This window comes from Enterobacter sp. ECC-249, assembly GCF_043965265.1.
Classification (GTDB): domain Bacteria; phylum Pseudomonadota; class Gammaproteobacteria; order Enterobacterales; family Enterobacteriaceae; genus Enterobacter; species Enterobacter quasiroggenkampii.
The window spans coordinates 3,611,113-3,623,200 of sequence record NZ_CP143660.1 but is presented as its reverse complement, the minus strand read 5'-3'; the positions used below and the strand labels follow the sequence as shown (position 1 = coordinate 3,623,200).

The following is a 12,088-nucleotide window of genomic DNA, read 5'->3' as shown; positions in this document are numbered from 1 at the left end:
GTTAATTTGTTTACTGTTTTGTGACACGGGGCTGTAGGGAGAGAATATCCCCATTTATAAAATGAAAATTGCAATTTATGCCAAATAAAAACAGCCTGTTACAGGCTGTTTATCCCGTGTGTAAAGTCCCAGAAAAGAGTGTGACAAAACGTGCCATCGAATGGCAAAAAAGGAGGCTGGCTCTCTCTATTCCTGTGTCATGTGTAAAAAACGGTGCTTATGATGCAAGTACAACGGAATTACGCATTAAAAAAGGACTCTCAACGCGCGTGATGTTCTGATGCTCTTCACCGTTAATAATATGCAAGGCGCTCAGGCGACCAATTTCATAGTGTGGCAGTTGAACCGTCGTGAGAGGAGGCAGGAACAACTCCCCAATACCCACCATATTGTCATAGCCGATTACCGCGACATCTTCCGGTATGCGAAGCCCTTGCGCCAGAAGCGTCTGGTACACCATAAACGCGATACGGTCGTTGCCGCAGATAACGGAGTCGAACCGGGGAATGCCATTCTGCATGTGCGCCAGCAACACTGACGGGATATCACGATAGTGCTCGTCCCCGAACGCCATATAGCTGTGTACCAGGCTGTGAGGATCGAGCCCCGCTTCACGGCATGCACGTTCCAGCCCCTGACGACGTCGGGTTGTGGCCAGATGCCCCTCAGGCAGATGCAGGCAGAGAGGTTGGCGATAACCCTCCGAGAGTAACGCCCGCACGGCGGTATATTGCCCCTGTTCATCATCTGGAATATAGCTGGCGACCTTTTCGCCGTCGCTTTCGCAGTTGGCCAGCACGCAGGGAAGGGTGAGGAGTTTGGCCGGGAGAGGAACCTGACGTAACCCCATGGTGGTGTAGATAATTCCGTCAGGCCGATGCGAGAGGAGAAGGTCGACAATGGCATCCGGGTTGTCATCGGTAAACATATTCATCACGAAGCTGTTCCAGCCGTGCATTCTGGCCGTCTCTTCAATCGACAGCGTGATGTCCACCGAGAAAGGCGTCGTCACCGTATCGAGCGCCAGCACGCCTATGGTTTTCGGCGAGGCATGCGCGCCGCGAATTTTCTTGGCGGACAGGTCTGGCACGTAGCTGGTCTGCTCGATAGCCAGCTGAACGCGCGCCAGCGTTTCCGGCTTAAGGCGCTCCGGGCTGTTCAGCGCGCGGGAGACCGTCATCAGCGATACGTTTGCCAGCTTTGCGACGTCCTTCAGGGAAGCCATTTTCTTACTCCGTTAATGCTCTGTGTGAAAGGGTATACAACTAAGTCGCTGATGTAAAAGGAAGGCTAATGCACGGGCCAGGTCAGGCTTACCTCAGTGATAAATATTTGATCGCGATCTCACTCTCTTGATGTTAACGTTAACTTTCGTGATTAACATCTTAAATTTTTACCAAACAGCATGAGAAAGGATAAATGTTAACGTTACCATCGCGTCATTACTCCAACATGAGAATGTCATGATGAAAACGCATCACTCTCACAGCTACCCTTTATTAAGCGCATTACTGTTTTTCTTTTTTGTCACGTGGTCCTCTTCCGGCTCGTTGCTCTCCATCTGGCTTCATCAGGAAGTGGGCTTAAAAGCGGGGGATACCGGCGTTATCTATGCCGTGCTTTCTGTCTCCGCGCTGTGCGCGCAAATCTGCTATGGCTTCATTCAGGACAAGCTCGGCCTGCGAAAAAACCTGCTCTGGTTTCTGACCAGCCTGCTCATTCTTTCCGGTCCGGCCTTCCTGCTGTTTGGTTATCTGCTGCAAATTAACGTGTTGCTCGGCAGTATTTTCGGCGGGATTTATATCGGGCTGACGTTTAACGGCGGAATAGGGGTGCTGGAGTCCTATACCGAGCGCGTGGCCCGCCAGAGCCAGTTTGAGTTTGGCAAGGCAAGGATGTGGGGATCGCTTGGCTGGGCGGCGGCAACTTTTTTTGCAGGGCTCCTGTTCAACATTAACCCGAAGCTGAACTTCGCGGTGGCGAGCTGCGCCGGGCTGGTGTTTTTTGTGCTGCTGGCGCGCCTCAGGGTCTCTTCCGCTCCGCACGCCATGCAGGAGGCGGTGTCCGGCGGTAAGGTCACGCTGGAAGATGCCTTGCGCCTGCTGACGTTGCCGCGCTTTTGGGCGCTGGTGTTTTTCGTTATCGGCACCTGTATTTATGGCGTTTATGACCAGCAGTTCCCGGTCTATTTCTCGTCCCAGTTCCCGACGTTACAGGAAGGGAACGCCATGTACGGCTATCTCAACTCCTTCCAGGTTTTCCTTGAGGCGGCGGGTATGTTTTGCGCCCCGTGGCTGGTGAATCGCCTCGGTGCGAAAAACGGCCTGATTTTCGCCGGAATGGTGATGGCGATGCGTATGGTGGCATCGGGTCTGGTTGAGGGTCCGGTATTGATCTCCATTACCAAGCTCTTGCACGCGGTTGAACTGCCCGTTTTGCTGGTCTCCATCTTTAAATACAACAGCCTGCATTTTGATAAGCGGCTCTCTTCCACCCTCTATCTGGTGGGCTTTGCCTGTACAAGCTCGGTGATTGCCTCGGTGCTGTCGCCGCTGGCAGGTTACAGCTATGAGAAATACGGCTTTGCCCAGTCCTATCTCATCATGGGGCTACTGGTCTTCAGCACCACGTTTATCTCCATCTTCCTGTTGCGCTCGGGTAAGTCTTCTTCTGACCCGCTTATGCCGCAACCATCCACCATCTGATCGAAAGAGTAGAGAAATGACGTATACAATCGCGAAAGCAGAACAGGAACTACAGTCCAGACGCGAAGGGCTTAACTTGCGCTGGTATCCGCGTTACCACCTCGCTGCACGCGCTGGCTGGATGAACGACCCAAATGGTCTGGTCTGGTTTGACGGCTGGTATCACGCCTTTTATCAGCATCATCCGTATTCGACCCAGTGGGGTCCGATGCACTGGGGCCATGCGCGCAGCAAAGATTTAGTTCACTGGGAGCATCTCCCGGTTGCGCTGGCACCGGAAGGACCAGACGACAAGGACGGCTGTTTTTCCGGCTCAGCGGTGGTGGATGGCGACACGCTGGCGCTAATCTACACCGGCCACAAATTCCACGGCGATCCCGGCGATGAGGCTAATCTCTACCAGGTTCAGTGCCTGGCAACCAGCCGTGACGGCATCCACTTTGTGCGCCATGGGACCGTCATTGACACACCGCCTGGACTGCATCACTTCCGCGATCCGAAAGTATGGCGTGAAGGGGAGTGGTGGTACATGGTCGTTGGCGCGCGAGAGGGTGATACGGGCCAGGTGCGTGCGTACCGGTCTGCCAACCTGCGCGAGTGGGAGGACTGGGGCGTGCTCGCGGTGGCTGAAAAAGAGATGGGTTATATGTGGGAATGCCCGGACCTCTTCACTCTCAGTGGCAAACGCGTGCTGATGTTCTCTCCTCAGGGGCTGACCGCAGACGGCTTTAAAAATCGCAATCTTTTCCAGAGTGGCTATCTGGTAGGTGAATGGCAGCCCGGTCAGCCCTTTGTGCGTGAAGGTGAATTTGTGGAGATGGATTACGGGCATGATTTTTATGCGCCGCAAAGTTTCCTGACGCCGGATGGTCGACGCATCGTCATCGGCTGGCTGGACATGTGGGAATCTCCGCTGCCGGAACAGGACGATGGCTGGGCGGGCATGCTCTCCTTACCTCGCGAGCTGACGCTGAGTGCGGATAATCATCTGCAAATGCGGCCGGCCAGAGAAGTTGAAACCCTGCGCGGGGCTTGGTTCCCCTGGCCGGTAAGTACGCTTAATAACCAGCAGATGACGCTGGTGGAACACTGCGATGCGATGGAGGTCATTCTGCAATGGGATTGCGCGAACAGCAGCGCGGAGCAATACGGCATTCGTCTCGGCGACGGGCTACGCCTCTATGTTGATGCACAGATGCAGCGCCTGGTGCTGGAGCGACACTATCCACAGTATGGCCTGTGCGGTACCCGAAGCGTTGCGCTTAACCTGAACGACGCGCTCAGCCTGCGCCTGTTCTTTGATAGCTCGTCTGTGGAAGTGTTTGTTAACGAGGGTGAGGCGTGCCTCAGCAGCCGTATCTATCCTGATGCAGACTGCCGCGAGCTGGCGTTATTTGCCTGGACGGGGGGAGCGTCGCTTATTCATGGCGGAGCGTGGCAGTTAGAGTAAATTTATATTTAGTCACGAGCCAAAATAAAGCCCCATACAAATGGGGCTACGTTAATGTTAGATTATTATATAATATGGACAGTTTAGAAGAAGGGGACTCTCAAGTCCCCCATCCACAGACTATGCGACAGTATCAAGGATCTCTTTTAAAAAATAAGTGAAGTTATCAAATGAATCAAAAACATTTTCTGTACCAACATTATCCCTAATTTCAAATAAATTAGATTTAGTATCATAAGTAAATAATGAAATACTATCTTCTCCGATCACTAGTCTCTGAGCAAGATCAGGATTGATATAATCATCATTATCTCTATAAAAATCGTTCATAACAAATAAATTTCTAACGAATGGTTCAGGTATAGAAAGACTGAACAAGATTAATCCGTTATATTCAAATCCATCCATAAACTTTAAAAAACTTACATAATCAGGCTGATTTGTAAATAACAAGTCAATTTCATTACCTAAAGTCTGTAACATCGGATTTAGAGTATTGCTAGACTCTCTATTTTTTATGCTTTCAAGAAATGAATCTTTGATAGGGGCTTCTACTGGATACTCCCATTTATCCATTATTCCTTTTAATTCGATAAGAATATCATTTATGTTATTTTCCATCATTGTTCCTTTCAAATCATTTAAGTGGATAAATAGAACCAGTAGGCATAGCCCACGGAGTTATCTTACTTTCACCTGCTATCATATCTCTTATTACGGATGATTGCATATTGGTAAACACTTTATGGTACGGTTCATTTTCAATTAATGACAGGTTTTCAAAAGCGTTAGTACCGCCATCATCTAATGGTAACTTGTGGTGAACGCTCCAACCACTGGGGACACCGCCTTCTGACATACGCAATAAATCTGATGGATTAAACTTGTTTGCAGCTTCCGGTGTACCAGCAATGTCTTTAAGGAAATTTTTTCTGATAGAACTATTAAACTCTCGTCTTAATACTACTGCTTCGGCTGGATCACGTCTGACATAGTTAAGTTGCTTAATTTCTAATCCATCAAGCAACTTAGTTTCACCTCTCAACTTTCCTAAGTAACTATTCATTTCTTCATACAGTTGAGAATTAGGTCTTTTAGCCATTAAAATAGAGGCTGCTGCTATTGCTGTACCTGCTGTTTTTTCATTTAATACCTGTTCATAACCCTGTATAGCTTCACCGCCTAATTGTTCTGCTGTTTTCCTGAATCCTTGAATGTTTCCATTATAAATCCCACCAGCGGCTAATAAACGTCCTGCTGCTTTGCTATTGATAGTTTTAGCTGATTGCGCATATTGGATAGGGGCGTATGAATAATGAATTTTTTGTGTAGGCGCTGGTTTCCTTCCCTGATGATGATTTAAACACTTTTCATATGCTTCCCTGACTTCCATTTCAAACCATGGATGCCAATGTTCCATAAAGCTATCATAAACGAGATTGCCATTTTCATTAAAATAAAATGGATGTTTGAAGTAATCCCATTTTTCAGAGGTGTCTATTCCTATAAACCAGCCAGTATTTATATTATGCTGTGTATGATCATACGCACCATCATACATGCCATTAAGTTTACGGTCATATTTAGCTGAATGAGGATTTACAAACCCACTCTTTCTGTTTGGCATTTGATGGAGACTAAAATAAGAATAGTTGTCAGAATCAAGATCGTAGAAGATTCTTGCTTTTTCAAAAGCGACTTCCGGACTTAGTATGTATTGAAAATCTTCGGGTTTAAGTTCCCTTTCTGCATCCCATATCATGAACAATCTGAAATCGTGCATGTAGATCCCTCACAATGCAAAAGGTTTATATTATCAGAGGAAATTATATTATCAATTATTCCCATGATAGATAAATCCCTTGGATGTATTCATTGGATTGATATGAATTGCAAGCCATGAGTAACAATAAGGGAATCTATTATCTACTTTTAAACATCTTTTGAAGTGTGGTTAGTTATTTTGTCTATTGGCATGTCTTTGGCGTGGATTATATTTCGATGGTGCCAAAAGTAGTATTTATGTAATATAAAATCAATAAAAAATCTCTATTTATCTTCTGGCGGCAGACTTGAATTTAGTTGTAAATCGAAAATCCTTGCGCCTGATCCCTACCCCCGGTTACACTAAGAATCTACAATTTGTTTCTGTGTAACTGATTGTTTTATATAGCTTTGACTCGGGGTGCCCTTCTTTGTGAAGGCTGAGAAATACCCGTATTACCTGATCTGGATAATGCCAGCGTAGGGAAGTCAGATGCCTTCCCGGTCATCGCTTCTTCACGCAAGGCAGGAGCGAACCCATGCAGCCTGACCTGCTCGATTTACACGTTTTACATCACTTCCGCACCCGTTCTCCGCTTACCCATTGTATGACCAATGACGTCGTACAGACCTTTACGGCCAACGTCTTACTGGCGCTTAGCGCATCGCCGGCGATGGTGATCGAGGCCGAAGAGGCCGAGCAGTTTGCCCCGTTAGCCGATGCGCTGCTGGTTAACGTTGGCACGCTGACCGCGCCGCGCGCCCAGTCGATGCGTCGGGCGATTGAAAGCGCGGTGGCGGCAGGCAAGCCCTGGACGCTGGACCCGGTTGCCGTGGGCGCCCTGGCGTTCCGTACCCGGTTTTGCCATCAAATTCTTGCCCTGAAACCGGCGGCCATTCGCGGCAATGCTTCCGAAATCCTGGCGCTTGCCGGGATGAGCGCAGGCGGACGCGGCGTCGATACGACCGACACCGCAGCCAGCGCGGTGCCCGCTGCACAGGCGCTGGCCCGCCAGACCAATACGATTGTGGTGGTCACCGGCGAGGTGGACTACATCACGGACGGGCAACGCACCCGAACGGTAACCGGCGGTGACCCGCTGATGACGCGCGTGGTGGGCACCGGGTGCGCGCTTTCTGCCGTTGTGGCGGCGAGCTGTTCGCTGCCGGGCGACCGGCTGGATAACATCGCTGCCGCCTGCGGATGGATGAAGCGAGCCGGAACGGTCGCCGTAGCGCAGTCGCGTGGGCCAGGCAGTTTTGCCAGCGCGTTCCTCGACGCGCTCTATACGCTGGAGGAGCAGGCATGAAGCGGATTAACGCCCTGACTATTGCCGGCACCGATCCCAGCGGCGGTGCGGGTATCCAGGCTGACCTGAAAACTTTCTCGGCCCTTGGCGCGTACGGCTGCTCGGTCATCACCGCGCTGGTGGCGCAAAACACGCGCGGCGTGCAGTCGGTCTATCGTATTGAGCCGGATTTTGTTGCCGCGCAGCTGGATTCGGTGTTCAGCGACGTACGCATCGATACCACCAAAATCGGCATGCTGGCCGAGACGGATATCGTGGAAGCGGTGGCCGAGCGGCTTAAACGCTATCAGGTGCAAAACGTGGTGCTGGATACGGTGATGCTGGCGAAAAGCGGCGATCCGCTGCTCTCCGCCTCTGCCGTGGAGACGCTGCGTACAAAGCTGCTGCCGCAGGTGGCGCTCATCACGCCCAATCTGCCGGAAGCCGCCGCGCTGTTGGGCACATCGCACGCGCAAACTGAGCGCGAGATGAAAGCGCAGGGGAACGCGCTGCTGGCGATGGGCTGCGGGGCGGTGCTGATGAAGGGCGGGCATCTGGATGACGCGGAAAGCCCGGACTGGCTCTTCACCCGCGACGGCGAAGTGCGCTTTACCGCGCCGCGCGTGCAGACCAGAAACACCCACGGCACGGGCTGTACGCTTTCGGCCGCGCTGGCGGCGCTGCGTCCCCGGCATGAAGGCTGGGCCGATACGGTTCGCGAAGCGAAAGCCTGGCTCTCGGCGGCGCTGGCAAAAGCCGATACTCTGGAAGTCGGTCACGGTATTGGGCCGGTACACCATTTTCATGCATGGTGGTAAGCCAGTATACTGGCAGAATACATCACGCCTGAGAAAACAGAGATGGAACAAGCGCATACCCGGTTAATCGCTCAACTGAATGAACGGATCGCCGCGCCCGATAACACGCCGCTGTACCTGAAGTTTGCCGAAACAGTAAAAAATGCGGTGCGCAGCGGGGTGCTGGAGCACGGGAATATTTTGCCCGGCGAGCGCGATCTGAGCCAGTTGACCGGGGTGTCGCGCATTACCGTGCGTAAAGCGATGCAGGCGCTGGAGGAAGAGGGCGTGGTGACGCGCGCCCGTGGCTACGGGACGCAAATCAACAATATCTTCGAATATTCGCTGAAAGAGGCGCGCGGCTTCTCACAGCAGGTGGTGCTGCGCGGCCAAACGCCAAATACGCTCTGGGTTAACAAGCGGGTGGTGAAATGCCCGGAAGAGGTGGCTGACCACCTGTCGATCTCCCCGGACAGCGAGGTCTTTTTGCTCAAGCGCATTCGCTATGTGGATGACGATGCGGTGTCGATTGAAGAGTCCTGGGTCCCGGTCGGGTTAATTCCCGACCCGGATGCGATTGGCATTTCGCTGTACGACTACTTCCGCAGTCAGAATATTTTCCCGCAGCGCACCCGCTCAAGGGTGAGCGCCCGCATGCCGGACAGCGAGTTTCAGGCGCACATTAAGATGGATGAAAAAATACCGGTGCTGGTGATTAAACAGGTCGCGCTTGACCAGCAGCACCGGCCGATTGAGTACAGCATCAGCTACTGTCGTAGCGACCTATACGTCTTTGTGTGCGAGGAGTAATTCCTCGCGAGTTGGTGCGCAATCGCCGCCGCGCTGGCTGACTACCCAGGACGCCACGGCATTCCCTAGCAGAACCGCGTCCGCCAGCGACCATCCTCCCGCCAGTCCGGCAAGCGTGCCGCCCGCGTGGCTGTCGCCTGCGCCAATGGTATCCACAACCGTCGCCGGGAACGCCGCAACAACGCCCGAGGTATTACCGTCATACCACGCGGCGCCGTCTTTATCGTGGCGCACAATCAGCGCGGCACCGAAACGCAGCTGCCACTCCGCACCCAGGTTTTCAGCCGCTACACCCAGTCGTTCGGCTGCTATCTCCGCTTCCTGACGATTAAGCGACACAATAGGCCTGCAGGCCATAATTCGCGCCATCAGCGCGTCGGGGATATCCGCGATGCGGGGGCCGAAATCGATAAAGGCCGTTACCTCCTGCAACCCCTCCAGCCAGCGTGTCAGCAGCTCGCCGCACGGCGAGGCAAGCTGATAGCCGGACAAATAGACCAGGCTGTTTTGCGGAACGTGAAGCGCATCCAGCCAGCGCTGCTGCCACTGGTTCTCCACGCCGCTAAAGGACATAAAGGTGCGCTCGCCGTCAGGCTCAACCAGCGCCAGGCACCAGCCGTTATCGCCCGTATCGGCCTCCACGGCGCTGTGCAGATCCTGCTTCGCCATGGCGTTGCGGATAATGTCCGCCCACACGCCGTGGCCGACGGGCAGGGCGTTTTGCGCCGAAATGCCGAGCCGCTTCAGAGCGATGGCGATATTCAGCGCGCAGCCGCCAATATTCACGCCCTGCTGCTTAAGTTCGATATCGCACCCGCGCCAGGGCAGGGCGTAGGCGTCGGCGATGACGTCAATCACCGCTGCGCCCAGCACCGTCACCGGACGCGTGGCGTGCAGATTTTCGAGACGTTGGGCAAATACATTCATACGCCCTCCCTTTGCTCCCTGAAGTGCAGCAGTTTCTCGCAATAGTGGCCGAAATCGAGCCGGTTGACGGCGTCGAGTTCAGCTTTGAGCGCTGGGTCAATCGCCTGCACACCGTGGAGCGCACCGCAGATGGCCGTCGCCATGGCGCCAATGGTGTCCGTATCACCGCCAAGATTGGCGCATAAAATGGCGCAGCGGTTCGGGTCGGTTCCCGCCAGTTCCACCATCGCAATGGCTGCCGGAACGGACTCAATGGTGCTGGTTCCCGCGCCAATCAGCTGATAAACCTGCTCGCTGGCGGACTCAATCCCGTTGGCTTCCCGCACGGTTTTCAGCGCGAGTTCAATACGCGCCGCCAGCGACGCGCTGAAGGTGGTGGTTTTCGCCTCCTGCGCATAGCGGGCGATCCCCGGCAGGGCATCAACGATGTTCTGCCAGCTTTCGCCGTCGATGGCGCGGGATACCGCCCAGGCAATCACCACCGCGCCTGCAATGGCGAGGTCCGATTTATGGGTCGGGCTGGAGGCCAGCGCCACCTGCTGAACAAAGTGTTCCAGACGCGTGGCCGGGAGCAGGCAGCCCAGCGGGGACGCGCGCATCGCCGCCCCGTTGGTCACGCCGTTGTTTTCCAGTTCGCTGACCGGCTTGCCGTCGCGAATCGCGTTAAGCGCGATTTTGGAGGTCGGCCCGAGCACGTTCTTATTAAACGCGTCGAAATCGAGCGCCCAGCGCAGAATATGCTTGCCAATAACGTCCGCGTTAATCTCTCCGTCGCACTCGACGATCGCGTCAGCGAGGCACAGCGCCATTGAGGTATCGTCGGTGAACTCTGCCTGTTTGAAATAGCAGGCCGCATTATTCTCTGCCGGGCCGGGTAAAAAGCGGTCGATCCAGCCGAAGTGCGCCTTGACGCGCTTTCTCGGCCACAGCTCCGACGGCATGCCCATCGCATCCCCTAACGCCTGCCCGTAAAGGGCTCCGAGAACACGTTCTTGTTTCATTTAACTTCCCCTTGTGTCAGCGCGGTATCGCCATCAACCACCTCAATTGCGGTGATCTCTTTGTCCGATTCGCGGAAAAACAGCATAAACAGCACGGCAATCACGGCAATCATGATTGCACCAAACGCCCACATTCCGGCCCAGTTGAAGGTCAGCCCATTCACCGGCTCTTTGTATGCGAACATTTTTTCCATCATCACGCCGCCCAGGCGGTAACCCAGCAGGCTACCAAAGCCCTGACAGCACAGCGTAATCAGGCCTTGCGCGGCGGTACGCATATGCACCGGCGCTTTTTTGTCCACGTAGATATACGCGGTGACGTAGTAGAAGTCGTAGCTCACGCCGTGCAGCAGAATGCCGAGGAACAGCAGGGCGTAGGTGAAGTACTGCTCCGCACCGCCGTAAACGAAGAAGCCGTAGCGGATGGCGGCGGTGATCAGACCCAGCAGTAAGACCTTTTTAATACCAAAGCGTTTGGTAAAGAACGGCAGCGCCAGCATAAAGAAGATTTCAGAGAACTGGCCGAGCGTCATCCAGCCGGTGGCGTTTTTCATTCCCACTTCGGTGAGATAGCCGTTGGCGAAGATGTAATAAAAGGCCAGCGGCATGGCGAACAGGAACGAGCAGAAGAAGAACACGAGGAAGTTTCTATCGCGCAGCAGGATCAGCGCGTCCAGCCCCAGCATCACTTTGAAGTCCAGCTTGCCGGTGCTCTTCGGCGGCGTGTTCGGCAGGAACAGGGCAAATACGCCGAGCAGGGCGGAACTGGCTGCGGTCATCAGCAGCGGGATATTGGTATCGGAGATGTCGCTGTAGCCCAGCATCTGCGGCAGGAACCCGCACGCCAGCCCGGAGGCGATCCAGCCGATAGTGCCCATTACGCGGATACGCGGGAAATCGGCCTCGACGTCGTCCACGTTCGCGAAGGCAATACTGTTGGTCAGCGCGATGGTGGGCATATAGGTCAGGGAGTAAACCAGCAGCAGCGGGAAGAAGGTGCTGAACTGGGTTTGCTGTGCGGCGAAGTACATCAGAATCGCGCCGGCAAACATCAGCACCGCCAGCACTTTCTGCGCGGCAAAGAAGCGGTCCGTCAGCGAGCCGACGAGAATAGGAGAGAGGATTGCGGCAATCGCGGTACAGGCGTAAGACCAGCCGATTTCCCCGGCGGTAAACCCGCTTTTGCTCAGCCACAGCCACAGCGGCACGAACCATGCGCCCCAGATAAACCATTCAACAAACATCATGAATGACAGTTGGACTTTCGTTTTCATTTTTTAATCCTGCATGTCAGAGAGGGTACGCCTTTAACATACCACTCAATAATACCTTTTAAATACCTTTG

11 protein-coding genes and 1 riboswitch are annotated in these 12,088 nt (G+C 53.7%); of the genes, 5 read left to right on the top strand and 6 right to left on the bottom strand.

Going from position 1 to position 12,088, the window contains the following annotated elements; all coding sequences use genetic code 11:
* Positions 1-217: 217 nt before the first annotated feature.
* Entirely contained in the window at positions 218-1,225 is a 1,008-nt protein-coding gene (locus V1587_RS17300; RefSeq protein ID WP_371897262.1) for a LacI family DNA-binding transcriptional regulator, read from the bottom strand.
* Between the two features lie 238 nt (positions 1,226-1,463).
* Here V1587_RS17300 and V1587_RS17295 point away from each other — a divergent pair, with 238 nt between their 5' ends.
* Together V1587_RS17295 and V1587_RS17290 are read left to right on the top strand one after the other, a co-directional pair.
* On the top strand, positions 1,464-2,705 hold the full coding sequence (locus V1587_RS17295) for an MFS transporter (protein WP_119312181.1): 1,242 nt from the start codon (positions 1,464-1,466) through the stop codon (positions 2,703-2,705).
* A gap of 16 nt (positions 2,706-2,721) precedes the next feature.
* Positions 2,722-4,155, top strand: a complete 1,434-nt coding sequence (locus V1587_RS17290) for a glycoside hydrolase family 32 protein (protein ID WP_371897261.1) — start codon at positions 2,722-2,724, stop codon at positions 4,153-4,155.
* Between the two features lie 120 nt (positions 4,156-4,275).
* Here the strand turns inward: V1587_RS17290 and V1587_RS17285 are convergent, their stop codons facing one another.
* The gene (locus tag V1587_RS17285; protein WP_371897260.1) at positions 4,276-4,779 is read right to left on the bottom strand and encodes a YrhA family protein; all 504 of its coding nucleotides are present in this window, start codon (positions 4,777-4,779) and stop codon (positions 4,276-4,278) included.
* Between the two features lie 13 nt (positions 4,780-4,792).
* Complete coding sequence (locus tag V1587_RS17280; RefSeq protein ID WP_395314433.1) at positions 4,793-5,938, bottom strand: HNH endonuclease signature motif containing protein; 1,146 nt, start codon at positions 5,936-5,938, stop codon at positions 4,793-4,795.
* A gap of 388 nt (positions 5,939-6,326) precedes the next feature.
* Positions 6,327-6,423, top strand: a riboswitch (TPP riboswitch).
* Positions 6,424-6,458: 35 nt separating this feature from the next.
* On the opposite strand from V1587_RS17280, the gene thiM reads away from it, so the two are divergent.
* The 3 genes from thiM to V1587_RS17265 are packed head-to-tail and all read left to right on the top strand — an operon-like array spanning position 6,459 to position 8,815.
* Complete coding sequence (gene thiM / locus V1587_RS17275) at positions 6,459-7,229, top strand: hydroxyethylthiazole kinase (protein WP_371897258.1); 771 nt, start codon at positions 6,459-6,461, stop codon at positions 7,227-7,229.
* Positions 7,226-8,026, top strand: a complete 801-nt coding sequence (thiD, locus tag V1587_RS17270; protein ID WP_371897257.1) for a bifunctional hydroxymethylpyrimidine kinase/phosphomethylpyrimidine kinase — start codon at positions 7,226-7,228, stop codon at positions 8,024-8,026. The genes thiM and thiD overlap by 4 nt, the downstream gene beginning before the upstream one ends.
* A gap of 42 nt (positions 8,027-8,068) precedes the next feature.
* Complete coding sequence (locus V1587_RS17265; protein WP_069720624.1) at positions 8,069-8,815, top strand: GntR family transcriptional regulator; 747 nt, start codon at positions 8,069-8,071, stop codon at positions 8,813-8,815.
* Here the strand turns inward: V1587_RS17265 and V1587_RS17260 are convergent.
* The 3 genes from V1587_RS17260 to V1587_RS17250 are packed head-to-tail and all read right to left on the bottom strand — an operon-like array spanning position 8,789 to position 12,017.
* A complete protein-coding gene (locus tag V1587_RS17260; RefSeq protein WP_371897256.1) occupies positions 8,789-9,742 on the bottom strand; it encodes a PfkB family carbohydrate kinase in 954 nt (317 codons plus the stop codon). The two genes, V1587_RS17265 and V1587_RS17260, sit on opposite strands and share 27 nt — an antisense overlap.
* Positions 9,739-10,743 carry an ADP-ribosylglycohydrolase family protein gene (locus V1587_RS17255; RefSeq protein WP_371897255.1) on the bottom strand — a complete coding sequence of 335 codons (1,005 nt, stop codon included), beginning with the start codon at positions 10,741-10,743 and terminating at the stop codon, positions 9,739-9,741. Before V1587_RS17255 ends, V1587_RS17260 begins: the two co-directional genes overlap by 4 nt.
* Complete coding sequence (locus V1587_RS17250) at positions 10,740-12,017, bottom strand: nucleoside permease (RefSeq protein WP_371897254.1); 1,278 nt, start codon at positions 12,015-12,017, stop codon at positions 10,740-10,742. The genes V1587_RS17255 and V1587_RS17250 overlap by 4 nt, the downstream gene beginning before the upstream one ends.
* Between the last annotated feature and the right edge of the window lie 71 nt (positions 12,018-12,088).

Bases quoted from the DNA above. Each gene is read 5' to 3' on its own strand.
- V1587_RS17300 (WP_371897262.1), bottom strand. From the start codon at position 1,225: ATGGCTTCCCTGAAGGACGTCGCAAAGCTGGCAAACGTATCGCTGATG.
- V1587_RS17295 (WP_119312181.1), top strand. From the start codon at position 1,464: ATGATGAAAACGCATCACTCTCACAGCTACCCTTTATTAAGCGCATTA.
- V1587_RS17290 (WP_371897261.1), top strand. From the start codon at position 2,722: ATGACGTATACAATCGCGAAAGCAGAACAGGAACTACAGTCCAGACGC.
- V1587_RS17285 (WP_371897260.1), bottom strand. From the start codon at position 4,779: ATGATGGAAAATAACATAAATGATATTCTTATCGAATTAAAAGGAATA.
- V1587_RS17280 (WP_395314433.1), bottom strand. From the start codon at position 5,938: ATGCACGATTTCAGATTGTTCATGATATGGGATGCAGAAAGGGAACTT.
- thiM (WP_371897258.1), top strand. From the start codon at position 6,459: ATGCAGCCTGACCTGCTCGATTTACACGTTTTACATCACTTCCGCACC.
- thiD (WP_371897257.1), top strand. From the start codon at position 7,226: ATGAAGCGGATTAACGCCCTGACTATTGCCGGCACCGATCCCAGCGGC.
- V1587_RS17265 (WP_069720624.1), top strand. From the start codon at position 8,069: ATGGAACAAGCGCATACCCGGTTAATCGCTCAACTGAATGAACGGATC.
- V1587_RS17260 (WP_371897256.1), bottom strand. From the start codon at position 9,742: ATGAATGTATTTGCCCAACGTCTCGAAAATCTGCACGCCACGCGTCCG.
- V1587_RS17255 (WP_371897255.1), bottom strand. From the start codon at position 10,743: ATGAAACAAGAACGTGTTCTCGGAGCCCTTTACGGGCAGGCGTTAGGG.
- V1587_RS17250 (WP_371897254.1), bottom strand. From the start codon at position 12,017: ATGAAAACGAAAGTCCAACTGTCATTCATGATGTTTGTTGAATGGTTT.